Raw genomic sequence first — 23,578 nt, 5'->3', positions numbered from 1 at the left:
TCCTAAGGGCCTTTGATCTCTCGCCTTTTTCTGTCCCGCCATCGACTTTGAATAAGTCCAGACAGTGCAGAGGCGCGATCCGGAAGCCTTCGCGCCCTACCGCTCGATCACGATCCGCGGGCCCGCGCGACCGGGAGCGCCGGTCGAAAGCCGCGCCCACAGGGCCTCGGCGATGCGGCCATAGGCGGCGGCGTATTCCGAGTTCGGCGCCGAGGCGACGATCGGCGCGCCGGCGTCGGAGGTCTCGCGGATGTCGAGCGCGAGCGGCACTTCGCCGAGGAACGGCGTCCCCATCGCCTGCGCCTCGGCGCGCGCCCCGCCATGGCCGAACAGATGGGCCTGATGGCCGCAGTTCGGACAGTTGTAGTAGCTCATGTTCTCGACGAGCCCGAGGATCGGCACGTCGACCTTGCGGAACATCGCGACGCCGCGCCTTGCGTCCGCGAGCGCGAGGTCCTGCGGCGTCGAGACGATCACGGCGCCCGAGAGCTTGACGCGCTGCGCCATGGTGAGCTGCGCGTCGCCGGTGCCGGGCGGCATGTCGACGATCAGCACGTCGAGCTCGCCCCAGGCGACCTCCGTGAGCATCTGGGTCAGCGCCGACATCACCATCGGCCCCCGCCAGATCATCGCCGTGCTGGCGTCGACCAGGAAGCCGATCGACATGATCTTCAGGCCGTGCGCCTCGAGCGGCTGCATCATGCGGCCCTCGACCTGCGGACGCGCATGCAGCGCGAACAGCGTCGGCACCGACGGGCCGTAGACGTCGGCGTCCATCAGGCCGACCCGCAGGCCCTGCGCCCTGAGGGCGAGCGCCAGATTCGCCGCCGTGGTCGACTTGCCGACGCCGCCCTTGCCGGACGCCACCGCCACGATGTGCCGGACGCCCGGAATTCCGGCGCCGCGCGCGTCGCCAGCGGGACGCGCGGGCGTCTCCGCGCCCGGAGCCGCCGGGCGCGGCGCGCGGCCCATCGACGGCGGCTGCGGTCGGGGCGCAGGCGCGCTGCCGGGCGCGCGTTCGGCGGTGAGCGCGACCAGCACGTCGGACACGCCGGGCAGCGCCCGCACCGCCGCCTCGGCGGCGCGGCGCACGCTCTCGGCGCCCGCGGCCTGTTCGGGCGTGGTCTCGATCGAGAAGATCACGCGGCCGCCAGGCATCACCGAGATGTTCGACAGCGACGACGACTCCGCAAGGCTCGTCGCCCCATCAGGCGCGGGCACCGCAGCAAGGGCCCGCCGGATGTCGTCTTCAGTCGTAGCCATCGCGCACTCCATCTTCTCAGCCGGGCTATGGACCTTCCCGGCCCCCGAGGTCAAACGTCGCACTGTCCCGATAGCCCTTCCGAGGCGTGGCGCGCGGTCCTGCCAGCGCCCTGCCCGGCCGGATTTCGCGGCTCGCTGTCGAGGAAGAGCCCCCGGCCGCAGGCCGAAGTGGTTTGGGCGTAGAGTTCTTGCCGGTAGCCTGGCCGACCGCCGGGGCGCGGTCGCGCGGCCGACATGACGAATGCAGGGAGCCGATTTCATGAGCGTCGCCGGTCTGGTTCTGATGGGCGGCCAAGCCTCGCGCATGGGCGGCGGCGACAAGGCGCTGCTGGCGCTCGCCGGCAAGCCGATCCTCGCCCGTGCGCTCGCCCGGTTTGCGCCGCAGGTCGGGCGGCTTGCGCTGTCGGCGAACGGCGATCCGGCGCGGTTCGCGGCCTTCGGGCTTCCGGTTCTGCCCGACGACGCGAGCGCTCCCGAGGGGCCGCTCGCGGGGGTTTTCGCCGGCCTCGCCTGGGCCGCGGAGCTGCCGGGCGTCAGCCATCTCGCCACGATTCCGGGCGACGGCCCGTTCCCGCCGCTTGACCTGGTGGAGCGGCTGGCGCTGGCGGCCGGCGACGGGGCGGCCGTCGCCATGGGGCCGGACGGCGTCGAGCCGCTGCACGCGCTGTGGCCGCTCGCGGCGCGCAAGCGCCTCGCTCTGCTGGCGGCGGAGGGCGTGCGGTCGCCGAAGCGCGCGCTCGACGCGCTTGCCGCAGCCCCGGTCGATTTCGATGATCCGGACGGCTTTGTGGACGTCGACACGCCGGCTGATTTCGCGCGGGCGGAGGCGCGCGCGCTCAAGACGTAACGTCGCGTTGCCGGGCGCCCCGCGCGGTGGGATGCTCGCGCGACCGAGCCGGCGGAGACGAGTCATGGCCCCCAGACCCTTGCGCTGCGTTCTGCTGTGCCTCGCGGTCGCGGCGGCCGCGCTCGCCTCGGGCGGCGCCCGGGCGAAGCAGTGGACCACGATCCGGATCGCCTCCGAAGGCGCCTATCCGCCGTTCAACATGCTGAATTCCGACAACCAGCTCGAAGGCTTCGACATCGACGTCGCCCGCGCGGTCTGCGCCGCCGAGAAGGTGACCTGCGAATTCGTCGCGCAGGACTGGGACGGGCTGATCCCGGCGCTGCTGGCCGGCAAGTTCGACGCCGTCTTCGCCTCGATGTCGATCACCGCCGAACGCAGGAAGGTCGTCGCCTTTTCGGACAGATACTACGCCTCGCCCGCGCTGTTCGTCGCCGGCAAGACGAGCGGGCTGATGGACTCCTCGCCCAAGGCGCTGTCGGGCAAAACGCTCGGCGCCCAGAGCGGCACGGTGAGCGCGCGCTATCTCGAGGCGGTCTACGCGCCGGCCGGCGCCGAGGTGAAGCTCTACGCCACCCAGGACGAGGCCAATCTCGACCTCTCGGCCGGCCGGGTCGACGCCGTGCTGGCCGACAAGCTCGTCATGCTGCCCTGGCTCGAACACGCCGGCGACGGCGACTGCTGCCAGGTGATCGGTCAGGACGTCAGCGACCCGACCTATTTCGGCGAGGGCATCGGGGCTGCGCTGCGCAAGCAGGACACGGACCTGAAGGCGCTGATCGACAAGGGCATCGCCGACATCCGGGCGGACGGCACCTACGAGCGCATCAACGCCAAATACTTCCCCTTCAGCATCTACTGACGCCGTGACGCGCCGGAAAACGAGCGGCGCATGAGCGAGGCCCTGCGGCCCCTCGCCTTCGGCCCGGCGGGCTGGGGGGACGAACTTCTGGCGGGGCTCTGGCTCACGCTGCGGCTCGCGCTCGCAGCGCTCCCGATCGGACTTGCGATCGGCCTCGCCGCCGCACTGCTCAAGGACGCCCGCTCGGCCGTCGCGCGCGCCCTCGGCGAGACCTACACGACCGTGTTCCGCGGCCTGCCGGAACTGCTGACCATCTTCCTCGTCTACTACGGAGCCCCGCGCCTGATCAGCGGCGCGATCGCGCTCGGCGAGCGGCTCGCGGGGCGGCCGCCGTCCGGCTTCGTGGCCGGCATCGACGCCTTCGCGGCGGGCGTGATCGCGCTCTCGCTGGTGTTCGGCGCGTTCGCGAGCGAGACTCTTCTCGGCGCGATGCGGGGGGTGCCGGCCGGCCAGCGGGAGGCCGCGGAATCGCTCGGCCTGTCGCGCGCCGCGACCTTCCGGCTGGTGCTGCTGCCGCAGATCTGGCGGCTTGCGCTGCCGGGGCTCGCAAATGGCTGGCTCGTCCTGCTGAAGGACACCTCGCTGGTCTCCGTGATCGCGCTGTCGGATCTGATGCGCGTCTCCGACGTCGCGGCGCGGGCGACGCGCGAGCCCTTCCTGTTCTATCTCGTCGCCTGCCTGCTCTATCTCGCGCTGTCGGCCGCCTCGGGCTTCGTCGCCCGCAGGCTGGAGGCGCACGCCGGCCGCGGCGTCGCGCGAGCGACCGCATGAGCGGCGGCGATCTGCTGGCCCTGGCGGGCTTCGATCCGGGGCTGCTCGCGCGCTATGGCCCGAGCCTGCTCCACGGCCTTGCGACCACCCTCGAACTCGTCGCTGTCTCGGTTCCCCTCGGCTTCTGCCTCGCCGCCGGACTTGCGCTGATGCGGCTCGAAGGCGGCGTCCCGCTCCGGGCGCTGGCGGCCGGGTTCGTCGGCTTCTTCCGCGGCACGCCTCTGCTCGCCCAGCTCTTCCTGCTCTACTACGGCGCGGCGCAGTTCCACGGCGCGCTTCAGGCGGCCGGCTTATGGGGCCTGTTCCGCGACGCCTTCTGGTGCGCGGCGTTCACCTTCACGCTCAACACCGCCGCCTATCAGGCTGAGATCCTTCGCGGCGCGGCGCGATCGGTGCCCGCGGGCCAGTTCGAGGCCGGACTGTCGCTCGGCCTCTCGCGCGGCGCGGTCTACCGCCTCATCGTGGCTCCGCAGGCGCTCGCGCTGGCGCTTCGGCCGCTCGGCAACGAGCTGATCCTGATGATCAAGGCGAGCTCGCTCGCGAGCGTCATCACGGTTCTGGACCTGATGGGCGCCACCAAGCGCGCCTTCTCGGCCTCGCTCGATTTCGAAGTCTATCTGTGGGCGGCGCTGATCTATCTCGCGCTGGTCGAGATCGTCCGGCGGGTCTGGAACGCGCTCGAGCGTCGCCTCGCGCGCCACGCGCCCGCGGCTTAGGCCGACTTAGTCCGGATCGCCCCGGTCGATCTTCGCCCGGTCGGCTTCCGGCACCGCCGGCAGCGCGTCGGCGATCGCCTCGTGGATGACCTTCTGGAAGTCCGCCGCCTTGACGCGCGAATTGGCGAAGGCGGCGTCGATCCGCGCCCGGTCGAGCGGGGTCTGGCTCATCGTGTCGCGGGTGGCGCGGCGGGCGTCCTTCAGCTCCTGCAGCGCCTGGGAGAGTTCATCGCGCCGCGCCTCCAGCTTCTCCCGGATCACCGCGCCGACGGACGGCGGATAGCGGCTGCTGATGAAGCCGATCGTGGTGTCGACCGTGCGGGGCGGCGGCTTGAGATGGAAGCCCGTGACGCCGAAAAAGCCCGCCGCCGCGAGGTTCAGGGCGAGCGAAACCGCCAGGACGACGTAAAGGGCGCGAGGCGCGCGGCGTCGCGCCATGTCAGAGATCGCCGGTCGCGAGCGACACCTCGAAGGCGGCGCCCAGATCGAGCCCTGCGGCCGCGAAGGCGCTCTGCGAGGAGTTCGCGCCCGAAACGGCGCCCAGCATCAGCCCGCAGGCGAGCGCCGCCGCGCCGAGGCTCGCGCTCGCAAGGCTGAACCGGCCCGGCGAGGCCAGCCATGAAAACCGCTCGCTCCGCCGCGCCGCGACCTCGCCGACAATCCTGAACGCGAGGCCGTTCGAGACCTCCGCATAAGCCGCCGCCGACAGCAGCTCGGCGAGCCGGACGGCCGCCTGATGCATCTCGCGCGCCGCGGGCGAGCGCGCCATCAGGGCGCGCGCCTCGGCGGCCGCGCTTGCCGGCCAACGGTCGAGATCTCCGCCCAGAGCGTCGAGCCGCCGCTCGAAATCCCTCAGGCCCGCGTCCACGGTCATCCCATCTCTCCACGCGCGGCGAGCCGCATCCGAAGCGTGCGCCGGGCGCGCACCAGCATCGACTCCACCGCCTTCTCGCTCGTCTGCAAGATCCGCGCGATCTCGGCGTTCGATTTTTCCCCGTCGGCCGACAGCAGCAACGCCGCGCGCTGGCGGGCCGGCAGGTCCAGAATATCGCGGCGCACCGCCGCCACCTCATCCTGCGCCGCAAGCGTCTGCTCGGGGCCGGCTTCATCGGCGGGCGGATCGAAGCTGTCCGCGAAGGGAAGCATCCGCCGGATCCGCCGTCGTCGATCATGGTCGACGCACAGATTGACCACGATCCGATGCAGCCAGGTCGAGAACCGCGCGCCGCCGGCGGTCCAGCGCTCCGCCGAGCGCCAGACCCGCCAGAACGCCTCCTGGGCGACCTCCTCGGCGTCGCCGGCGGAGCCCGTGAAGCGGCGCGCCAGCGCCTCTGCGCGGGGGCCGTGGCGGGCGACCAGCGTCGCGAAGGCGCGCTGGTCGCCGGCCGCGATCCGCGCCATCAGGTCGTCGTCCTGGTCGGCCTCGGCGTCGGCGCGTAGCGGCCGCATGCGATCAGCGGCCGCCATACGGCCGTCGCCGAGCGTCGGCTCGATCCGTCGCGCCGCGAGCGTCATGCCGCAACCCCGCCCCCCACGCGCCGCATCAATCGTCGTCTTTGTCCGAACCGGCCTTGCCCGCGCCGGCCTTCTTGCCGCGCTCGGCGATGAAGGCGTCGAGCTCCTGCTTCGTCACCTTCTCGTCCTTGTCGGCGTCGGCGCGCACGAACCACGGCGGCATGGTCGCAAGGAATTCCTGACGGGTGACCTTGCCGTCATGGTCGGCGTCGGCCCGATTGAGCCGCGCCTGCAGAACCTTCGCGCCCTTGCCGCCGCGCCCCGCCGCCCTGTCGGTGATCGCCTTGATCTCCTGGGCGTCGAGCGCGCCATCATGGTTCTTGTCGCGCTTGTCGAACGCCTTGCCGAGCCGCGCCTCGGCCTCGGTGCGATCCAGCACGCCGTCGGAATTCTTGTCTTCGGCCTCGAAGCGCTTGTGAAGGCGGTTCGCCCATTTCTCCGCCCGGTCAGCGCGGCCGGCGCCGGCTGCCTGGCTTGGCTTCGCGGTCGGCTCGTTCGGCGCTTGCGCCGAAGCCGCGCCGGCTGCGGCCGTCGCGATGACGGCAGCGAAAACAGTGGCGGCGATGGTTCGCTCCATGAGGGAAGCTCCTTTTCTGATGTGCCCCTCGTTCTCAGTGCATCTCACGCCGCCGAAGGCCCTTCCCTGCGCGGCGTCCCCCGATACCCGGCTAACGGTCGAACGCGGCGCGGACGAGGCGGCGCAGCGCCGGCGCCGTCTCTTCCTCGAACCAGGGGTTCTTTTTCAGCCAGGCGTTGTTGCGCCAGGACGGGTGCGGCAGCGGCGCAATCCGGAGCGGGCCCGGCCGTTCCAGATATTCGCGCCAGCGCGCGACCGTCTCGGTGAGGCTGTTTCCGGCGTCCGCTCCGAGATGCCAGAGCTGCGCCGGCCGGCCGATCGCGAGCACGAGCTCAACCTTGGGCAGTTCGGCGAACACCGCGGCGCGCCAGGCCGGCGCGCACTCCCGGCGCGGCGGCAGATCGGCGCCGTCGGGCGTCAGGCCCGGGAAGCAGAAGCCCATCGGGACGATCGCGACCCGGCTCTCGTCATAGAACTCCTCGTCCGTCATGCCGAGCCAGCGGCGCAGCCTGACGCCGGAGGGGTCGGAGAACGGCACGCCGCTGGCGTGCACCCGCGTCCCCGGCGCCTGGCCGCAGATCGCGATCCGGGCGGTCGCGCGCGCCCGCACCACCGGGCGCGGCGCGTGCGGCAGCGGCCGCCTCAGCGGCGCATCGCGGCAGATCCTGCAGGCGCGGACGCGCGCGAGCAGCGCGTCGAGCTTCGCCTCGGCCTCCGGCTGCCCGTCGATCTCAAGCCCCGCAGCCAATTCGAGCGGATCTGTCAGCACGGCCTTAATCGTTTCCCGTCATGGTCGGCGCGTCTCCAGATAGGGCGCGGGGCAGGCGAAATCGTGGACATGTTCGATCTTCCGTCGGACCGGGCGTCCGACCGCAGGCCGAACGAGCCGCCCGAGCGCCGCCGCGCCGTGACCGCGAAGCTGCGCGCGGAGCGCGAGCGGCTGACCTCGTCGAGCGGGGTGCGGCCCGCCTTCGACCTCGAGCTCGCCCGCATCTATGCGCAGAACCGGCTTTCGGCGGCGGTGGTGGCGCTCGCGCTCGCCGGCGTCATCGCGGCCGTCGCGACGCTCTGGATCACGCCCCAGGCCGCGGCGGCCTGGCTGGCCGCGGTCACGCTCGGGCACGCGCTGATCGCGCTGTTCGCGCGCCGCTTTCTGCGCCGGCCGGCCGAGAAGCTGAAGATCCGGGCCTGGAAGCTGCGCTTCATTGCGGCCGAGGCGCTCAACGGCGTCGCCTGGGCGTCGATCATCGTCCTGCTCGGGCGCGCCAACGCCGGAGGCAACACGGCCGAGGTCATCTCGCTGTTCGTGATGCTGGTCGGCGTCGCGGTCGCCACCATGCTGGCCGCCAGCGTGCCGGCGGCGGTGTGGGCCGCCACCCTGCCGATCGCCTCGCTGGTGATCGCCGTCTATACGCTGCATGGCGGCGCGGCCTCGACGGCGGTCGCGGCCATGACGGCCGGCACGGAAGTCTATTTCCTGCTGCTCGCCCACCGGCTCTACCGCAACACGCTGGAGACGCTGGAGTTTCGGGCCGAGAAGGACGCCCTGATCGGCGAGCTCGAACAGGCCAAGGCCAATTCCGACGAAGCGCGCCGCCGCGCCGAGGAGGCGAACCTCGCCAAGTCCCGCTTCCTGGCCACCATGAGCCATGAGCTGCGCACGCCGCTCAACGCCATCCTCGGCTTCTCGGAGGTCATGAAGTCGGAGATTTTCGGCCCGCACGCGACGCCGACCTACAAGGAATACGCCGGCGACATCCACCAGAGCGGGCAGCATTTGCTCAATCTGATCAACGAGATCCTCGACCTGTCGCGGATCGAGGCCGGGCGCTACGAGCTCAACGAGGAGAGCGTCCACCTCGCCTATGTGGTGGAGGATTGCCACCATCTGCTGAAGCTGCGCGCCAAGAACCGCGGCATCGTCATCCGGGAGGCGGTCGAGGCCGGCCTGCCGCCCGTCTGGGCGGACGAGCGCGCAATGCGGCAGATCACGCTCAACCTGCTGTCGAACGCCATCAAGTTCACCCCCCAGGGCGGCGAGATCCGGCTCAAGGTCGGCTGGACCGCCTCGGGCGGCCAGTACATCTCAGTCGCCGACACCGGACCGGGGATCCCGGAGGAGGAGATCCCGACCGTGCTGGCCTCGTTCGGCCAGGGCACGCTTGCGATCAAGACCGCCGAGCAGGGCGCCGGCCTCGGCCTGCCGATCGTCAAGGGGCTGATCGACCTGCATGGCGGCACGTTCGCGCTGAAGAGCCGGCTGCGCGAGGGCACGGAAGTGATCGTGACGCTGCCGGCGACCCGGGTAATGGCCCCGCTCGCGCCGATCCCCGAAAAGGGCGCGCCGGCCCGCGCCCGGGCGGAAGCCCCGGCGGCCGCGCTGCGGCGCGCGGGCTGAGCCTCAGCCCTTCTCCGACACCGCAGCTTCCGCGAAAGTCGCCATGCCGGTGTGGCAGGCGACCGCGGCCTTGACGACCGCGACCGCGAGCGCGCCGCCGGAGCCCTCGCCGAGCCGCATGTCGAGCTCGAGGATCGGCTTGAGCTCGAGCCGCTTCAGCAGCCGCTTGTGGCCGGCCTCGGCGGATCTATGGCCCGCCACGCAATGCGCCAGCGCGCTGGCGTCATAGGCGTGCAGCACCGCTGCCGCCGCGGTCGCCACGAAGCCGTCGATCACCACCGGAACGCCTTCCAGCCGCGCCGCCAGGATGGCGCCGCCGATCGCCGCGAATTCGCGGCCGCCGACGCGGCGCAGCGCCTCGAGCGGGTCGTCGAGGTTGCCGGCGTGGCGTTCGAGCGCGGCCTCCACGGCCGCGACCTTGCGGGCGATCCCGTCCTCGTCGACCCCTGTGCCGTGGCCGATCCAGTCCGCCGGCTCGCCGCCGAACAGCGCGGCCGCGAGCGCGGAGGCCACGGTGGTGTTGCCGATGCCCATCTCGCCGACCACCAGCAGGTCCACGCCGCCCGCGATCGCCTCCATGCCATAGGCCATGGTGGCGGCGCATTCGGCCTCGGTCATCGCCGCGTCCTGCGTGAAGTCGGGCGTCGGCTTCTCGGTCGCGAGATCGAACACCTTGAGGCCGATGCCGAAGGCGCCGCAGATCTGGTTGATCGCCGCCTGGCCGGACGAGAACGCGTCCAGCATCTGCCGCGTCACGGCGGCCGGATAGGCCGAGACGCCGCGCTCCGCGACGCCATGCGCACCGGCGAAGATCGCGACCAGCGGCCGGTCCACGGAGGGTTTCGGCTTGCGCTGCCAGGCGGCGAGCCACTCGGCGATTTCTTCGAGCCTGCCGAGCGCGCCGGCCGGCTTGATCAGCTCGGCCTCGCGCGCGCGAACCGCCGCGGCCGCGACCTCGTCGGGCCCCGGCATGCGGCCGAGCAGCGCCCTGATGTCGTCGAAAGGCAGGCCCGTCGGGTTGGGCGGGATGACCGCGCCGGTCGATTGCGGCATGACGGAACCGTGGCGGGTGACGGGAGGAGCGGCATAGCCGAACCGCCGACGCGCGCCAACCCAGACCAAGCGCCGCGGCGCCGTGCTAAACGCAACCCGACTCATCCGGAACCGGCGCATGACGCAAAATGGCCCGACGCCTGCTCCCGATCGCCCGTTCGCCCGCAGGACGCTCGACGCCGTAGGCGACGCGCTCCGGTTCTTCACGCGGCTGCCGGTGCCGGCGGCCTGGTCGGCGGCGCAGCCCAAGGGAATTTTCGACGGCGTCGCCGCCGCGGCGCCGCTCGCGGGCGCGGTGACGGGCGCCGTCGCGGGCGAGGCGCTCGCCGCCTGCCTCGCGCTCGGCCTGCCGCCGCTGCCGGCCGCCGCCTTCGCGGTGATCGCCGGCGTCGCGCTCACCGGCGCGCTGCATCAGGACGGGCTCGCCGACGTCGCGGACGGCTTCGGCGGCGGCGGATCGCGCGAGCGCAAGCTCCAGATCATGCGCGACAGCAGCGTCGGGGCCTATGGGGCGTCCGTGCTGACGCTCGCGCTCGGTGCGCGGATCACGTTGGTCGCGGCGCTCGCCGAACGGCTCGGCGAGGAAGGCGCGCTGCTCGCGCTGATCGCCGCGGCGGCGCTGTCGCGGCCGCTCGCGCTGCTGCCCGCCCTGCTGCTCAAGCCGGCGCGCGACGACGGCGCTGGCCGGGCGGCCCGGCCGCGCGCCATCTGCGTCGCCACCGGGTGCGGGATCGGCGCGCTCGCGGCGCTGATGCTCGCCGGCGCCGGACCGGGGCTCGCCGCGATCGCGGCGGCCGGCGTGACCGCGCTCGGCGTGACCGTGCTGTCGCGGGCGCAGATCGGCGGCTACACCGGCGACGTCTGCGGCGCGGCCACCGAGCTCGCCGAGATCGCGGCGCTCGCCGCCCTGGTCGCGTCCGCCGCCGGCTGAACCGCAGCGCACGAAATCGCGCCTTGCGTCGCTCCGCGCCCCGCGCCATCCATCGCCGATGTTCGACCGTCGACCGATCAAGAGCCCCTGCATCTCCGTCTGCGTCATGGACCCGGCGACCGGCTGGTGCGAGGGCTGCCTGCGGACGCTCGCCGAGATCGGCGCCTGGGGCCAGCTCTCGCCGGAGGAGCGCGAGCGGGTGATGCGGCTGCTGCCGGCCCGCCGGAAGGCGGCGCGCGCCTCCTCCTCGCGCACAGGATCGGGCGGATGAAGCGCCGCCGCGTCTCCGAGATGCTGGTCGCTGTCACGCTTGCGGCGATCGCGACCTTCGTGGTGGCGGATCTCGCAGGCGGCTTCGGGGCCTTCCCGAACGCGCAGTGGGCGAGCGCGATCGCGATGATCTGCCTCGCAGTCTGGATCGGCCCCGGCCTGCTGCGGCGCTATGCGGGCGACGGCGGCGGCGCGCTCCGGGCGGTGGCGATCTGGCTCGCCATCATCTGCGCGTTCGCGCTGCTCTACGTCTACGGCAAGGATTTCCTGGTCGGGCTCGGCGTCAACATCGACTGACGCGCTCGCTTCAGGTCAGCAGGTCGACGATGAAGCGCGTCGCGACCAGCGCCAGGAAGCAGCCGAAGGCGATCCGCAGCCGCCGTTTCGACAGGCCGTGCGCCAGCCGCACGCCGAGCGGCGCGGCGAGCACCGAGACCGGCGCCATCAGCGCGAGCCCGAGCAGCGAGACATAGCCGACCGAAAGCGGCGGCAGCTCCTGGAGATGCGGCAGCCCGGCGACCGCGTAGCCGATCGCGCCCGGGATCGCGACCAGCACGCCGAGCCCGGACGAGGTGCCGAGTGCGGTGTGGATCGGCCGGTTGTGCAGCGTCAGGAACAGCGCTCCGAGCGCGCCGCCGCCGATCCCGATCAGCGCGGACAGCACCGCGATCAGAAAGCCCCACATCGCCGTGGCGGCGGGCCGCGGAAGATCGTCGGCGAGCCGCCAGTGGTCGCGCCCGAACAGCATGTTGGCCGACATCGAGAAGGCGAACAGCGCGAACACCGCCTTGAGCGCGTCGGAACTCGCGACCGCTGCGATCGCGGCGCCGACGGCCGCGCCGGCCGCGACCGGCAGGATCCACAGCCGCAGCGCCGCCATGTCGACCGCGCCGCGGGCGCGCTGGGCGGCGAACGACCGCAGCGAGGTCGGGATGATGATCGCGAGCGACGTGCCGATCGCGAGGTGCATCTGGACCTCGTCGCTCGCGCCGACATGGTCGAACAGCTCGGCCAGCACCGGCACGATCACTGCGCCGCCGCCGACTCCGAACAGTCCGGACAGGATGCCGGTGACGATCCCGCCGACCAGGAGCCCTGCGACGAGCCAGGCGAGTTCGCCCACCGGCAGCGCGGCGATCAGATCCACGAGGGCGTCACGCCGCGACTTCGATGGCCGGGAGGCCGGCCGGAGCCCGCGCGTCGCCGACGAGGTCGAGCGCAGCCCGCAGCACGTCGAGCCCGGCGCCGGCCCGCGGCGCTTGCTCGCTCAGCAGCCGGCGGAAGGCGCGCGCGCCCGGACGGCCGGGGAACAGGCCGAGCATGTGGCGCGTGAAATTCGACAGCCGGCCGCCGCGCGCGAGATGCGCCTCGATCGCCGGGAACAGGCTCTCGACCGCAGCGCGGGCGTCGTCATGCGGCGCGGCTTCGCCGAAGAACAGCGGGTCGACGGCGAGCAGCAGTTCGGGGTTTTGGTAAGCGGCGCGGCCGAGCATCACGCCGTCGAGCGTCACGCCGTCGCGCGGCTCGAGCAGCGCCTTCGCCTGCTCGATCGAGCCGATCCCGCCATTGATCGAGACCGGCAGGTCAGGGAACCGCCGCTTCAAGCGGAAGACGCGGTCGTAATCGAGCGGCGGGACGTCCCGGTTCTCCTTCGGGCTCAGCCCCTTCAGCCAGGCCTTGCGGGCGTGGACGATCAGCGCGTCGCAGCCGGCCGCGACGACCGCGTCCGCGAGCCGGTCGAGCGCCTCCTCGGGGTCCTGGTCGTCGATCCCGATGCGGCACTTCACCGTCACGGGGATGGAAACTGCGGCCTTCATGGCCGCGACGCCTCGGGCGACGCGGTCCGGCTCGGCCATCAGGCAGGCGCCGAAGCGGCCGTCCTGCACGCGGTCGGACGGGCAGCCGACGTTGAGGTTGATCTCGTCATAGCCGACGCCCTCGCAGATCCGCGCCGCCTCGGCGAGTTCTTCGGGCTCCGAGCCGCCGAGCTGCACCGCAAGCGGCTGCTCCTCGGGCGAAAACCCGAGCAGCCGCTCGCGCGGGCCAAACCGGACGGCGCCGGTCGTGACCATCTCGGTGTAGAGCAGCGCTTGGCCGGTCAGCGCACGGTGGAACAGCCGGCAATTCCGGTCGGTCCAGTCCATCATCGGCGCGACGGAGAAGCGGTGGGAGCGAAAGCGGGTCAATAGCGTCTTGGATCGGGAGGCCGGGAGGCCGGGTTATACGCGAGGCGCGGCCGCGCCGAAACCGGGCGCCGCTATACGGTGACCTCGTCGGTCCAGACCTTGAAGCTCTTCAGCTCTCCGGGTCCGAAGGTGTTGGTGAGCGCGACGTCGGCGGCGTCGCGGCCGCGGCCCATCACGATGCGGCCGATCCGCCGGCGGTTGTGGCGCGCGTCGAACGTGTACCAGCGCCCGCCCAGATAGGCCTCGAACCAGGCGCTGAAATCCATCGGCGCCGGGTCCTTCGGCACGCCGATGTCGCCGAGATAGCCGGTCGCGTAGCGCGCCGGGATGTTCATGCAGCGGCACAGCGTGACCGCGAGATGCGCGAAGTCGCGGCAGACGCCCCGCCGCTCCTCATGCGCCTCGTAGGCCGATTTGGTGGCGCGCGCGTGCTCGTAGCCGAAGGAGATGCGGTCATGCACATAGTCGACGATGGCCTGCACCCGGGCCCAGCCGACCGGCGTGTCGCCGAACAGCGACCAGGCCGTCTCGCTCATCCGGTCGGTCTCGCAGTAGCGGCTGCCGAGCAAATAGATCAGCGCGTCGTCCGGAAGATCCTGCACCGCGATGTGGGCGGCGTCTGGCGCGTACAGGTCGGGCTCGCCGCTGTCGGCCACCAGCGCGTCGGTCTGCAGCGTGAAATCGCCGGCGGGCGCCACCATCCGGCTGCAGACATTGCCGAAACCGTCGAGATAGGTCGTGATCGGCGTGTGCGGCCAGGCCGTAATCCGGTCGGCGATGAGAAGATCCTTCTCACGGCTCGGATGCACGTTCAGCACCGCCAGCAACGGCGTCGGCTGCGGGAAGGAGTGGACGATCTCGAATCCGATACGAATTCTCATGGGTGCCGCCGGGTGCGCGCCTCGCGGCGGAAAAATGAATATAGGACATTGGGCCTGAGATTCGAGCGATCGCAGGCCTGAGCGGGGCTGCGCCGCCTCGCCCCGTTCCGCCGGCCTGCGCTCCCCGAAGCCCCTCGCACGAGATCATCCTGCCCGCATGAGTGAGCGCCGCGTCCTGTTCGCCTGCGACCTCGACAGCCAGGTCTTCGGCGCGCTGCCGCTCGCGCTCGCCTTCGAGGCGCGCGGCTGGCGGCCGACCTTCGCGATTGACGCCGGGCGGGGGCTGACCACGTCGGCCGCCGAGCGCCTCGGGGGACGGTTCGAGATCATCGAGCGCTCGCTTGGCGCGCTCGCCCTCGACGAGGCGGCGCTCGGCAGCGACGCCGTCGGGGTCTACGCCACCGGCAGCCGCGTGCTGCTGTTCCGCCATGTCTGCGAGCTCGCGGCCCGCGCGCTGGAGCGGCCGCGCCCGGCGCTGTTCTGCGGCTTCAACGGGCTGGTCCTCGGCCGCTTCGAGGAAGGCGTCGCCTGGCGGCTCGGCTACGACCAGATCTGCCTCAACGGACCGCGCGACCGCGACGCCTTCGCGGCGTTCCTGGCGACCACCGAGTTTTCGGGCCAGCCGGCCGTCATAACGGGGCTCAGGCGCCGCCCCGACTCCCCGCTGCGCGGCCTCAAGCCGCCGCCTGAGGACGGCCGGCGCAAGGTGTTCGTGTTCGCCGAGCAGGTGGCGGTGCCGGGCGATCCGAGGCGGCGGGGCGAGCTCGTCGCAGCGCTCGCGGGGCTCGCCGCCGCGAGCCCCGACTGGGACTTCGTGGTCAAGGCGCGCGTCCGGCCGGAGGAGCAGACGTTTCACGACCAGACGCGCCATGTCGAGCATCTGGTGGCGAAGCTGAATGCGCGCCCGGCCAATCTGCTGATCTCCTACGCCCCGATCGACGACCTGCTGGCGTCCGCCGACCTGTTCGGCACGATCTCCTCGACGGCGCTGTTCGACGCGCTCGACCACGGCGTTCCGGCCGTGCTGGCGGCGGATTTCGGCGTCCGCAACGCCCATGGCACCCATCTGATGCTCGGCAGCGGCGTCTCTGTGCGGCTCAGCGAACTCGGCTCGCTCGACGCGGCGCCGCGGCGTCGGCCGAACCCGCGCTGGCTCGACCGGGTCGGCTATGGGCCTGCTCACTCGGCGGGCGCGCTGATCGACCGGCTCGAGGCGTTCGATCCCGCGGCGCGCCTGCCGCCTGCGCTCTACGGCTTCGACGAGGCGGCGCGCGGCGCAGCGCCCTCGGGGCGCTACTCCGGGCCGATCTCGGCGGCGCGCGCGGCGGCCGAGGCCGCGCTCGCGGCTGGCGACCAGGCCGGCGCCCGCGCCGCGCTCGAAACGCTCGGCGCGGCGCTCGCACGCTCGGACCGCCAGCGCGCGATCGACGAGGCCTGGCGCACCCGCGAGGGCAAGGGCGCGCGCTATGCGCGGCGGCTCGGCCTGTACGGAACCTACAAGACGCTCAGAACGCGGCTGCTCGGCGAGTTTCCGGGCTGAAGGTCAGCCGCCCTCCGCCGCCCTAATCAGCGCCTCGCAGAGCTCGCGCAGCGCGCCGCGGCCGCCGGGCGCGGCGGTGACGTGGCGCGCCGCCGCGAGCGCCTCGGGCCGCGCGTCGCACGGCGCGACCGGAAAGCCGACCGCGTTCAGACAGTCGAGATCGTTGACGTCATTGCCAATATAGACCGTCTCGGCGCGCGTCACGCCGTTCTCGGCGAGCCAGCGGTCGAGCTCCGGCAGCTTGTCCAGAATGCCCTGCCGGGCCTCGATCTTGAGCTTCTTGGCCCGCGCCGAGACCACCGGGTTGACCTCCTTGGACAGGATCAGCGTGCGGATCGCGGTCAGCTTGCGCAGCCGGTCGAGCCCCATCCCATCCGAGCGGCTCGCGAACACCGCCTCGCGGCCGTCCTGGTCGACCAACACCCGGTCGTCGGTGAACACCCCGTCGAAATCCATCACCAGCGCCTTCACCCCGCCCGGAAAGGCGAGCGGCCTGGGGCCGGCGGGCGCGAGAAACGCCTCCGCGAGCGCGAGATCGGCCGCGCTGTCGATCTCGACCGGCGGCGTCTCCACCGGCACCAGCGCGACGGGTCCGCAGAAACGCGAGCCGGCGGCGCGGAACGCGGTCGCGTCCATCGCATAGACCGCGCCGGTCTCGCGGAACTGCGGCGCAAGCTCCTGGCGGCGGCGGCGCGGGGCGGAATGGTCGTGGTTGACGCCCGTCGCGAAACCCCCCTCGCCGATCGTCCAGAGGAAGCCATGGTCGGGCGCGGCCGTGAACGCGCAGACCGCGCCGTCGCGTCCGATGGCGGAGACGCAGGCGTCGATCTCGGCGCCCTGCGTGAAGGGCGAGGTGCATTGCAGGAAGACCAGCACGTCGACCGGATCGCTCTCGGCCTCGATCATCTCGAGCGCGTGCAGCAGCGCGCTCTCGGAGGACGCCTCGTCGGTCGCGATCTCCGCCGGGCGGTCGATCACCCCGGCGCCGGCGGCGCGCGCGGCCACGGCGATCTCGGCGTCGTCGGTCGAGACGTAGACCGCCTGGACCAGCGCCGCATTCTGCGCGGCCGCGATCGTGCGGGCGACCAGCGCAACCCCGCCGAGCGGCCTCAGATTCTTGCGCGGCAGTCCCTTCGACCCGCCCCTGGCGGGGATCACTGCGACGCACCGCACGTCTGTCTGCTCCAGCTATCGAGAAGGTCAGCCGCGCGCTGTGGCACGGCGTGGGCGCGGCCGCAAGACGATCGTCAGCTGGCCGCCCGAAGCCCCGGCAGCCACTTCAGCTTCTTGCGCTGCTCCTCTTCGACGTCGAGCAGGTCCTTGTTCTTGTAGGACAAGGCGATCTCGACGTTGCGGAGGTCACGGCACAACCGGCGCAGCCCGTCCGGCTCGAGCGAGGCGGCGTGGTCGGTGCCCTTCCAGGTGCGGTCGAGGGTGAAGTGGCGCTCGACCCATTCGGCGCCGAGCGTCAGCGCCGCGACGTCGGCCGCGATGCCGAGATGATGGCCGGAAAAGCCGATCTGCTTGACCCGACCCTCGTAGACGTCCCGCAGCCGTGCCACCTCCAGCAGGCAGAGATCGTCGAAGCTGACCGGGTAGCCGGAGGTGCAGGCGTAGAGCACGACGTCCTGGGCGCGGCCGCGCTCTTCATAGAACGCGACCAGAACCTCGATCTCGTCGCGCGTCGTCATGCCGGTCGAGACGTGGATCTCGCCCGCGAAGTTCTCGCAGAGCCAGCCCTGCAGCTCGAAATTGAGGTTGGTCGCCGAGGGGATCTTGATCAGCGACGGGTTCAGCCCCGCGATGTCGCGCGCCGAGGTCATGTCCCAGACCGAGGTCGCGTAGACGATCCCGAGCTCCTCGCAATGCGCCTTGAGCTCCGCATGCTGCTCGACGGTGAACTCCAGCGCCTCGCGATGCGCGCCGTAGCTCTCGCCATAGGCGTTCGCCGGAACCGGGTGCGGCTCGCCATACTGCTTCGGCGACAGCAGTTCGCGGACGTTGCGCTTCTGGAACTTGGCGATGTCCGCCTTGCATTCGCGCGCCGCGACCTCGGCCATGCGCTTGGCGATGTCGAGACGGCCCATATGGTTGCAGCCGATCTCGGCGATCACTTTTACCATCAAGACACTCCAGCCCCGCGCCCCCTGTGGCGCAACCTAGATCAGCGGCCGCGCGAGCGACAGCGAACGTTTTTCTCAGCCGCGCGGAACAAACCTGCGCCCTTCCTTGAGGCGGTTCGCGACCGCCGCCACGAAGCCGAGCCCCCGACGGGGCTTTTCGAGCAGATGCGGCGCGTGCACCGCCATCGGGCCGCCGCGGCCGAGCGCATAACCCATCCAGTCGGGCGAGCCATAGGCCGGCGTCAGCGGCCGTCGCGGCAGCGCGGCGCCGAGCCGGTCCTGCCCGCCCAGCAGGGCGGCGCACTGGTCGAGGAGAACCTCGGGGCGCGCCACTGCGCCGGAGTTCGCGAGCCATTCCGGGCGCACGACTGCGGCCATGTCGGGCCTGAGTTCGGCGAGCGCGGCGAAGCAGCCGGAGCCGACGAAATAGGTCGTGCCCAGAAGCTCCGAGATCCCGAAGTCGGACACGATGCGGGTCGGCACGCCGCGCGCCATGGCCTCGACCGCGATGGTGGAGCTGACCGTCACGGCGAGCGAGGCGCGGTCCAGCAGCTCATGCGCGGGGTCGTGTGTGAAGCTCAGGTTCTTGGGCCTGCCGCCGCGGGCGAACAGCTCCCTTGCGATGTCCTCGAGATGGAAGCGCGTCGCGTGATGCGCGCGCTCGTCGCGCCCGTGGCGCAGCTTCACCAGCACGTCGGCCTGCGGGAAGCGCCGCGCGAGCTCGGCCAGTCCGGCGAGCAGATGGGCGCGCTGCATGCGCCGCGCCGGGATGACGGGCTGTTCGAAGAAGATCACGGTCGGTCGGCCGGATGGCGGGCTCCAGGGCCGGCGCTCCATGCCGAGCAGCCCGGTGACGACGGCGTTGGTTGAATCAACGCCGATCTCGGCGGCCGCCGCGACATAGAGCGCGCGGTCGGCCTCGGTGTTGAAGCACAGCACGTCGGCCGGGGCGCGGCTCATGAAGCCGGCGAGGTGGTCGGCCAGCACCACGCCGGGCGACGCCACCGCCACCACCGGCCGGGACGGCTCGCGCGACAGGTCGGCGGCGGCGAGCGACAGGAAAAGCTCGCGCGCGCGGCCGCCGTCCACCACGGCGATCACCAGCTGGGCGTCGCGGAACAGGCGGGAGCCGACCAGCGTCTCCGCCGCCACCACCGGCACGGTCTCATGCACGCCGCCGGCGCGCAGCTGGCGCGCGGTCAGCTGGCCCGGCTCGGCCGCAAGCGCCGCCACCCGCATGCTGGCCCCCTCGGCCTCGAACAGCCGGCCGATCTGCGCCGCGGTCTTGACGAAGCTGTCGAATGTCCCGAGCGCGAGCAGGCGCCGGCCGGCGAAGCGGCCTTCCGCGGCGGTCTCGGGGGCGGACGTGGCGCTCAAACGGGGCGGCCTCCAGCTCGATCGTCAGGCGCGCCGATGATTCGCAGGCGCGGGTTGAACGCGTCGTGGCCTGCGACCACGGCGAGGATATGGTCGCGCTGGCGGCGTAAATAGTTCACCGGCAGCGCGACGCGCAGGATCTCGAGGTCCGGATCGAGCACGCTTAGCGTGTCGGCGGCCGACGAGGCGACCACCAGAACCGCACCAGGCCGCGGACGCGTCTCCAGAAAAGCGAGTTCGGCCGGCGCGCCGTCCGCCGCCAGCGTCATGCCGCCTTCGCGGGCGAGCGCCGCGGCCCTGGCTTTGTCCTCGCCCCGGTGCGGCCGGTAGAGGAAAGGTCCGGAGCGGCCCTCCGCTTTGAGGGCCGCGAGGCCCGCCAGCACCACGCGCCGGTAGTCTCCCGCGGAGCAGATGCCGGCCTCGACGTGGTTCGAGCCCAGCAGCCAGACCTCGCCGCCGCGCGCGGCCGCGCCGGTCGCCGCGCGCCACGTCTCGTAGGCGTGCGGGAGGATCCGGTCGGAGGCCGCGACCCGCTCCCGCATCAGGCGCTCATAGATCGTGAAGTAGGCGAGCCGCGGCGGATCGGCCGGCGCGCGCTCGCCAAGCGTCCGGCGGCCGAGCTCGGTCCGCAGCCAGCCCGGCCGAAAACGCTCCGGCGACGGCGCGTCGCGGCCGGCGCGGGCGGCCGCGACCTGCGGCGCGACCGAGCCGTCGTCGAGCAGGATGAGCTCCTCATGGGCGACCGTCGCCGCCAGCGCGCGCTGCGAGACGTTGCGATAGTCGCCGAACGCCAGAAAGCGGCGGCGGCCGAGCGTCTTGGCGAGCCGCTCGAGGCTGGCGCGGTGGCCGGCGTCCAGCACGTCGCGGCCGAAGGCCGGCAGCCATCTGGACGGCCGCGGCCGCCCGGGATGCTCCAGGATCCGGCCCCACAGGGCGGCTTCGCGTTTGAGCAGGGCGAGCGCCGCGTCGCGTCCGCCGGCGCGGTCGCCGAGCAGGACGACGTCCGCCGGCCCGCCGGAGGCCCGGCGCCGCCATTCGATCGCGTTCAGAACCTGCAGGGGCGAGGAGACGACGACAAGGTCCGCGGGCGGGCTCATGACGTTCTATACACCGGCGCAGCCTCGGTGCGAGATCGCGCGCGCAGAAGAATGGTTGATCAGGCGTTTACCATGGTCTCCTGCCACAGCGACTCAAGCCGCGGGGCGAGCCGGCCGGGCGCATAATCCAGCGCCTGGCGCCGCCCTGCGGCCCCCATCCGCGCCCGCAGGGCCGGGTCGGCGGCAAGCTCCGCCAGCGCCGAGATGAAGGCCGCGCGGTCGCCGCGGGCGACGAGCCGGCCAGTCTCGCCGTCCAGCACGGTCTCGGCCAGTCCCCCGGCCGCATAGGCGACGACCGGCCGCGCGAAGGCGCCGGCCTCGAGCGGCACCCGGCCGAACGGCTCGTCCCAGAGCGTCGGCAGGGCGACGACGTCGCAGGCGGCGTAAAGCGCCGCGAGCGCCGGCGGCGCCAGCCGCCCATGCAGCCGCATGCGACCATGCGCGCCGGCGGCGATCTCCGTGAGCCGCGCGGTGTCGGGGCCGTCGCCCGCGACGTCGATCTCGGCGTTCGAAAGGCGGGCCAGCAGCTCCGGCCAGGCCTCGAGCAGATGCGCCTGACCCTTGTTGGGGTTGAGCGCGCCGCCCAGCAGAATGCGGAAGCGGCCGTCCGGCGGACGCGGCGCCGGGGCATCGGGCGGGCTCTCGACAGGGATCAGCGGCAGGCGGCGGAGCCTGTCCGCGGCCACGACGCGATCGAGAGAAGCGGCGAGCGCCCGGCTCGTCGCGGCCACGCGCGCGGCCCGCCGCAGCATGTCCTGGCGGAAGCGCAGCGCCCGTTCCGCCGCGCGCGCCGCCACGCGGCCGCGCCAGCCTTCGGCAGGGCTTTCGTCAAACCTTTGGTCGAAGCGCGCGCTGGTGAACCGGTGGTCGCGCACGATCGCGAGCAGCGGAACGCCCGTCCCTTCGAGCGCCACAGCGGCAAGCGTCACCGCGCGGGCGTTGTCGGCGTGGACCAGGCGCGGCCGCAGGCGCGCGACGAGCGCGCGCAGAATGGCCGCCGCCGCGCTTTCCGCGACCGCGACATGGTCCATCCGCAGCCCGCCGGGCGGGTCCTCGCCCGAAAACCGTACCGCAAGCGGGCCGAGGGCCGCGCGGGGATCGCGCAGCGCGCCGGCCGCGGCCTCGGCCCAGAACGCCGGCCATTTGAGCCCGAGCGGACGGCGCTTCAGCCGGTCGACCCGGGCCTGCGAGAGCCGGTGCAGCGGCCAGGCGGCCGGCGCCGGCAGGGCCAGGATCTCGACGCCGTCGAGGCTGCGCCGGCCGGGCGCGGCGAGCGCCTTGTCGAAGGTGACGACGAGCGCGCGGGCGGCGAGCGTCGGCTCGCGCAGCAGCAGATGCAGGCTGATCTCCGCGCCGCCCGCGACATCGGGCGGATAGCGGTCGGAGACCACCAGCACGTCGCGCGGCGGCAGGCTTGCGATCAGGTCGTCGAACGCGCCCACCGGACCGTCAGTCCGCCAGCACCTCGAAACGGTCGACGTCGACCATGCCGAAATCGGTGATCTTGAGATGCGGGATCACCGCGAGCGGCAGGAAGGCGACCTGCAGGAAGGGCTCGGACAGCCCGCAGCCGAGCGCGCGCGCCGCCGAACGCAGCGCGAGCAGCTTGTCGCGCACCGCCTCGTGCGGCTCGAGACTCATCAGGCCGGCGAGCGGCAGCGCGAGCTCGGCGCGCGCCTCTCCGCCCTCCGCCACCACGAAGCCGCCGCCGAGCGCGATCACCCGGTTCGCGGCCGCCGCCATCGACTCCGCGTCGGCCCCGACGACGCAGATGTTGTGGCTGTCATGGCCGACCGAAGAGGCGATCGCGCCGCGCTTCAGGTCAAAGCCCTTCACGAAGCCGCGGCCGATGTTCTGGTTGACGCCGTGGCGCGCGATGACCGCGACCGCCGCCGCGTCCTTGTCGGGGTCCGGCGGCACGCAGCCGCCACGCTCGGCGAGGTCGAGGGTCAGGCTCTCGGTCACGATCTTTCCGGGGATCACGCCGATCACCGGCCGCGGCCCGCCGGGGCCGCGCAACACGAGATCGGCGGCCGAGACGGGGCCGACCTTCATGCTGTCGAGCCCGACAGGCTTCGGCGCCTCCCGGGCCGCGAAGCGCTCCGGCGTCACCAGCTTGCCGCCGGCGATCACATGCGCGACCTGGCAGGTCTCATAGTCCGAGAGCAGGACCAGATCGGCGCGCTTGCCCGGGGCCACCAGGCCGCGGTCCCTCAGGCCGAAGGCGTTCGCCGCCGACCAGCTCGCCACACGGTAGACATGCGCGGCCGGCGCGCCCTGCGCGATCGTCCAGCGGATCATGTGGTCGATGTGGCCTTCCTCGGCGATCTCGACCGGATTGCGGTCGTCCGTGCAGAAGCCGATGAAGGCCGAGGTCTCCGGCTGGATCAGCGGCCACAGCGCGTGCAGGTCCTTGGCGATCGAGCTCTCGCGGATCAGCACGCTCATGCCCTTCTGGAGCTTCTCGAACGCCTCCTCGTAAGTTGTCGCCTCGTGGTCGGTGCGGATGCCGGCCGCCAGATAGCCGTTCAGGTCCTTGCCGCGCAGCAGCGGCGCGTGGCCGTCGATGTGGCCGAACTGGAAGGCCGCGAGCTTCGCCAGGCAACCCGGGTCGCGCGCCAGCACGCCCGGAAAATTCATGAACTCCGCGAGTCCGATGACCTTCGGATGATCGCGGAACGGCAGCAGGTGCTCGACCTCGAGCCGCGCGCCGGAGGTTTCGAGCGGCGAGGCCGGCACGCAGGAGGACAGGTTCACGCGGATGTCCATCAGCGCGGCCTCCGCGCCGGCCAGCGCATACTCGATCCCGGCTTGCCCCAGCACATTGGCGATCTCGTGCGGGTCCCAGATCGCGGTCGTGACGCCATGCGGCAGCACGCAGCGGTCGAACTCGAGCGGCGTCAGCAGCGAGGATTCGACGTGCAGATGGCTGTCGATGAAGCCCGGCACGACGGTCAGGCCGCGTCCGTCGATGGTCTCGACGCCGTCATAGGACGCGAAGGTCCCGACGATCGTGTCGCCGCAGATCGCGACGTCGCTCTCGAACAGGGTGGCGGTGACGACGTCGAGCACGCGCGCGCCCTTGATCACCAGGTCGGCGAGCTCAAGGCCCCTGCCCTGTTCGATCCGCCGCGCGATCGCGCTTTCCTGCCCGTCGGACTCATAGTTCATGGC

At 72.3% G+C, this 23,578-nt stretch carries 25 protein-coding genes; 9 read left to right on the top strand and 16 right to left on the bottom strand.

Annotated features, from left to right (window positions below; translation table 11 throughout):
• Positions 1–96: 96 nt before the first annotated feature.
• Entirely contained in the window at positions 97–1,263 is a 1,167-nt protein-coding gene (locus tag VM780_RS07040) for an Mrp/NBP35 family ATP-binding protein (RefSeq protein WP_325446528.1), read from the bottom strand.
• A 259-nt stretch (positions 1,264–1,522) separates the two neighbouring features.
• Here VM780_RS07040 and mobA point away from each other — a divergent pair, with 259 nt between their 5' ends.
• From mobA to VM780_RS07020, 4 genes are all read left to right on the top strand, one after another.
• Entirely contained in the window at positions 1,523–2,110 is a 588-nt protein-coding gene (gene mobA, locus VM780_RS07035) for a molybdenum cofactor guanylyltransferase (protein WP_325446526.1), read from the top strand.
• Between the two features lie 64 nt (positions 2,111–2,174).
• On the top strand, positions 2,175–2,969 hold the full coding sequence (locus VM780_RS07030) for a transporter substrate-binding domain-containing protein (RefSeq protein WP_325446524.1): 795 nt from the start codon (positions 2,175–2,177) through the stop codon (positions 2,967–2,969).
• Positions 2,970–2,999: 30 nt separating this feature from the next.
• Positions 3,000–3,740 (top strand): ABC transporter permease subunit, encoded by a 741-nt coding sequence (locus VM780_RS07025; protein WP_325446523.1) that lies wholly within the window; start codon positions 3,000–3,002, stop codon positions 3,738–3,740.
• Positions 3,737–4,456, top strand: coding sequence for an ABC transporter permease subunit (locus VM780_RS07020; protein ID WP_325446521.1), 720 nt, complete (start codon positions 3,737–3,739; stop codon positions 4,454–4,456). Before VM780_RS07025 ends, VM780_RS07020 begins: the two co-directional genes overlap by 4 nt.
• A 6-nt stretch (positions 4,457–4,462) precedes the next feature.
• Here VM780_RS07020 and VM780_RS07015 read toward each other — a convergent pair whose 3' ends face one another.
• The 5 genes from VM780_RS07015 to VM780_RS06995 form a co-directional block, all read right to left on the bottom strand.
• Positions 4,463–4,894: a periplasmic heavy metal sensor gene (locus tag VM780_RS07015; protein ID WP_325446519.1), complete on the bottom strand. Its 432-nt coding sequence runs from the start codon at positions 4,892–4,894 to the stop codon at positions 4,463–4,465.
• A gap of 1 nt (position 4,895) precedes the next feature.
• Positions 4,896–5,330: a hypothetical protein gene (locus tag VM780_RS07010; RefSeq protein ID WP_325446516.1), complete on the bottom strand. Its 435-nt coding sequence runs from the start codon at positions 5,328–5,330 to the stop codon at positions 4,896–4,898.
• Positions 5,327–5,971, bottom strand: coding sequence for a sigma-70 family RNA polymerase sigma factor (locus VM780_RS07005; RefSeq protein WP_325446514.1), 645 nt, complete (start codon positions 5,969–5,971; stop codon positions 5,327–5,329). Before VM780_RS07005 ends, VM780_RS07010 begins: the two co-directional genes overlap by 4 nt.
• Before the next feature lie 28 nt (positions 5,972–5,999).
• A complete protein-coding gene (locus VM780_RS07000) occupies positions 6,000–6,548 on the bottom strand; it encodes an EF-hand domain-containing protein (RefSeq protein ID WP_325446512.1) in 549 nt (182 codons plus the stop codon).
• Between the two features lie 91 nt (positions 6,549–6,639).
• Entirely contained in the window at positions 6,640–7,278 is a 639-nt protein-coding gene (locus tag VM780_RS06995; protein WP_325446756.1) for a uracil-DNA glycosylase family protein, read from the bottom strand.
• A gap of 108 nt (positions 7,279–7,386) precedes the next feature.
• On the opposite strand from VM780_RS06995, the gene VM780_RS06990 reads away from it, so the two are divergent.
• Positions 7,387–8,946: a sensor histidine kinase gene (locus VM780_RS06990; RefSeq protein WP_325446510.1), complete on the top strand. Its 1,560-nt coding sequence runs from the start codon at positions 7,387–7,389 to the stop codon at positions 8,944–8,946.
• Positions 8,947–8,949: 3 nt separating this feature from the next.
• On the opposite strand, the gene cobT is transcribed toward VM780_RS06990, so the two are convergent.
• Positions 8,950–9,999, bottom strand: a complete 1,050-nt coding sequence (gene cobT, locus VM780_RS06985; RefSeq protein ID WP_325446508.1) for a nicotinate-nucleotide--dimethylbenzimidazole phosphoribosyltransferase — start codon at positions 9,997–9,999, stop codon at positions 8,950–8,952.
• 118 nt (positions 10,000–10,117) lie between these two features.
• On the opposite strand from cobT, the gene cobS reads away from it, so the two are divergent.
• From cobS to VM780_RS06970, 3 genes are read left to right on the top strand one after another with little or no spacing between them, the layout of a single operon-like run.
• A complete protein-coding gene (gene cobS, locus VM780_RS06980) occupies positions 10,118–10,930 on the top strand; it encodes an adenosylcobinamide-GDP ribazoletransferase (protein ID WP_325446506.1) in 813 nt (270 codons plus the stop codon).
• A gap of 58 nt (positions 10,931–10,988) precedes the next feature.
• Positions 10,989–11,201 carry a DUF1289 domain-containing protein gene (locus VM780_RS06975; protein ID WP_325446504.1) on the top strand — a complete coding sequence of 71 codons (213 nt, stop codon included), beginning with the start codon at positions 10,989–10,991 and terminating at the stop codon, positions 11,199–11,201.
• On the top strand, positions 11,198–11,497 hold the full coding sequence (locus tag VM780_RS06970) for a hypothetical protein (protein WP_325446502.1): 300 nt from the start codon (positions 11,198–11,200) through the stop codon (positions 11,495–11,497). Before VM780_RS06975 ends, VM780_RS06970 begins: the two co-directional genes overlap by 4 nt.
• A 10-nt stretch (positions 11,498–11,507) precedes the next feature.
• Here VM780_RS06970 and VM780_RS06965 read toward each other — a convergent pair whose 3' ends face one another.
• The 3 genes from VM780_RS06965 to VM780_RS06955 form a co-directional block, all read right to left on the bottom strand.
• Positions 11,508–12,347: a sulfite exporter TauE/SafE family protein gene (locus VM780_RS06965; RefSeq protein WP_325446500.1), complete on the bottom strand. Its 840-nt coding sequence runs from the start codon at positions 12,345–12,347 to the stop codon at positions 11,508–11,510.
• A gap of 7 nt (positions 12,348–12,354) precedes the next feature.
• Complete coding sequence (gene dusA / locus VM780_RS06960; RefSeq protein WP_325446498.1) at positions 12,355–13,386, bottom strand: tRNA dihydrouridine(20/20a) synthase DusA; 1,032 nt, start codon at positions 13,384–13,386, stop codon at positions 12,355–12,357.
• Positions 13,387–13,457: 71 nt separating this feature from the next.
• Positions 13,458–14,267, bottom strand: coding sequence for a transglutaminase family protein (locus VM780_RS06955; protein ID WP_325446495.1), 810 nt, complete (start codon positions 14,265–14,267; stop codon positions 13,458–13,460).
• A gap of 157 nt (positions 14,268–14,424) precedes the next feature.
• On the opposite strand from VM780_RS06955, the gene VM780_RS06950 reads away from it, so the two are divergent.
• Positions 14,425–15,807, top strand: coding sequence for a DUF6716 putative glycosyltransferase (locus VM780_RS06950; RefSeq protein WP_325446493.1), 1,383 nt, complete (start codon positions 14,425–14,427; stop codon positions 15,805–15,807).
• 3 nt (positions 15,808–15,810) lie between these two features.
• On the opposite strand, the gene VM780_RS06945 is transcribed toward VM780_RS06950, so the two are convergent.
• From VM780_RS06945 to ade, 6 genes are all read right to left on the bottom strand, one after another.
• The gene (locus VM780_RS06945) at positions 15,811–16,980 is read right to left on the bottom strand and encodes an acylneuraminate cytidylyltransferase (RefSeq protein WP_325446491.1); all 1,170 of its coding nucleotides are present in this window, start codon (positions 16,978–16,980) and stop codon (positions 15,811–15,813) included.
• A gap of 74 nt (positions 16,981–17,054) precedes the next feature.
• The gene (locus VM780_RS06940) at positions 17,055–17,930 is read right to left on the bottom strand and encodes an N-acetylneuraminate synthase family protein (protein ID WP_325446488.1); all 876 of its coding nucleotides are present in this window, start codon (positions 17,928–17,930) and stop codon (positions 17,055–17,057) included.
• A gap of 75 nt (positions 17,931–18,005) precedes the next feature.
• Positions 18,006–19,307: a DUF6716 putative glycosyltransferase gene (locus VM780_RS06935; protein WP_325446486.1), complete on the bottom strand. Its 1,302-nt coding sequence runs from the start codon at positions 19,305–19,307 to the stop codon at positions 18,006–18,008.
• On the bottom strand, positions 19,304–20,404 hold the full coding sequence (locus tag VM780_RS06930) for a hypothetical protein (protein WP_325446484.1): 1,101 nt from the start codon (positions 20,402–20,404) through the stop codon (positions 19,304–19,306). The genes VM780_RS06935 and VM780_RS06930 overlap by 4 nt, the downstream gene beginning before the upstream one ends.
• A gap of 59 nt (positions 20,405–20,463) precedes the next feature.
• Complete coding sequence (locus VM780_RS06925; protein WP_325446482.1) at positions 20,464–21,846, bottom strand: glycosyltransferase family 4 protein; 1,383 nt, start codon at positions 21,844–21,846, stop codon at positions 20,464–20,466.
• A gap of 7 nt (positions 21,847–21,853) precedes the next feature.
• Positions 21,854–23,575, bottom strand: a complete 1,722-nt coding sequence (gene ade, locus VM780_RS06920) for an adenine deaminase (RefSeq protein ID WP_325446480.1) — start codon at positions 23,573–23,575, stop codon at positions 21,854–21,856.
• Positions 23,576–23,578 lie beyond the last annotated feature (3 nt).

Origin of the sequence: Hansschlegelia sp. (assembly GCF_035538955.1) — a bacterium.
GTDB lineage: Bacteria > Pseudomonadota > Alphaproteobacteria > Rhizobiales > Methylopilaceae > Methylopila.
This window is presented reverse-complemented; position numbering and strand designations above follow the sequence as displayed.

Excerpts from the sequence above, each read along its gene's own strand:
- VM780_RS07040 (WP_325446528.1), bottom strand. The coding sequence starts at position 1,263 with ATGGCTACGACTGAAGACGACATCCGGCGGGCCCTTGCTGCGGTGCCC.
- mobA (WP_325446526.1), top strand. The coding sequence starts at position 1,523 with ATGAGCGTCGCCGGTCTGGTTCTGATGGGCGGCCAAGCCTCGCGCATG.
- VM780_RS07030 (WP_325446524.1), top strand. The coding sequence starts at position 2,175 with ATGGCCCCCAGACCCTTGCGCTGCGTTCTGCTGTGCCTCGCGGTCGCG.
- VM780_RS07025 (WP_325446523.1), top strand. The coding sequence starts at position 3,000 with ATGAGCGAGGCCCTGCGGCCCCTCGCCTTCGGCCCGGCGGGCTGGGGG.
- VM780_RS07020 (WP_325446521.1), top strand. The coding sequence starts at position 3,737 with ATGAGCGGCGGCGATCTGCTGGCCCTGGCGGGCTTCGATCCGGGGCTG.
- VM780_RS07015 (WP_325446519.1), bottom strand. The coding sequence starts at position 4,894 with ATGGCGCGACGCCGCGCGCCTCGCGCCCTTTACGTCGTCCTGGCGGTT.
- VM780_RS07010 (WP_325446516.1), bottom strand. The coding sequence starts at position 5,330 with ATGACCGTGGACGCGGGCCTGAGGGATTTCGAGCGGCGGCTCGACGCT.
- VM780_RS07005 (WP_325446514.1), bottom strand. The coding sequence starts at position 5,971 with ATGACGCTCGCGGCGCGACGGATCGAGCCGACGCTCGGCGACGGCCGT.
- VM780_RS07000 (WP_325446512.1), bottom strand. The coding sequence starts at position 6,548 with ATGGAGCGAACCATCGCCGCCACTGTTTTCGCTGCCGTCATCGCGACG.
- VM780_RS06990 (WP_325446510.1), top strand. The coding sequence starts at position 7,387 with ATGTTCGATCTTCCGTCGGACCGGGCGTCCGACCGCAGGCCGAACGAG.
- cobT (WP_325446508.1), bottom strand. The coding sequence starts at position 9,999 with ATGCCGCAATCGACCGGCGCGGTCATCCCGCCCAACCCGACGGGCCTG.
- cobS (WP_325446506.1), top strand. The coding sequence starts at position 10,118 with ATGACGCAAAATGGCCCGACGCCTGCTCCCGATCGCCCGTTCGCCCGC.
- VM780_RS06975 (WP_325446504.1), top strand. The coding sequence starts at position 10,989 with ATGTTCGACCGTCGACCGATCAAGAGCCCCTGCATCTCCGTCTGCGTC.
- VM780_RS06970 (WP_325446502.1), top strand. The coding sequence starts at position 11,198 with ATGAAGCGCCGCCGCGTCTCCGAGATGCTGGTCGCTGTCACGCTTGCG.
- VM780_RS06955 (WP_325446495.1), bottom strand. The coding sequence starts at position 14,267 with ATGAGAATTCGTATCGGATTCGAGATCGTCCACTCCTTCCCGCAGCCG.
- VM780_RS06950 (WP_325446493.1), top strand. The coding sequence starts at position 14,425 with ATGAGTGAGCGCCGCGTCCTGTTCGCCTGCGACCTCGACAGCCAGGTC.
- VM780_RS06940 (WP_325446488.1), bottom strand. The coding sequence starts at position 17,930 with ATGGTAAAAGTGATCGCCGAGATCGGCTGCAACCATATGGGCCGTCTC.
- VM780_RS06930 (WP_325446484.1), bottom strand. The coding sequence starts at position 20,404 with ATGAGCCCGCCCGCGGACCTTGTCGTCGTCTCCTCGCCCCTGCAGGTT.
- ade (WP_325446480.1), bottom strand. The coding sequence starts at position 23,575 with ATGAACTATGAGTCCGACGGGCAGGAAAGCGCGATCGCGCGGCGGATC.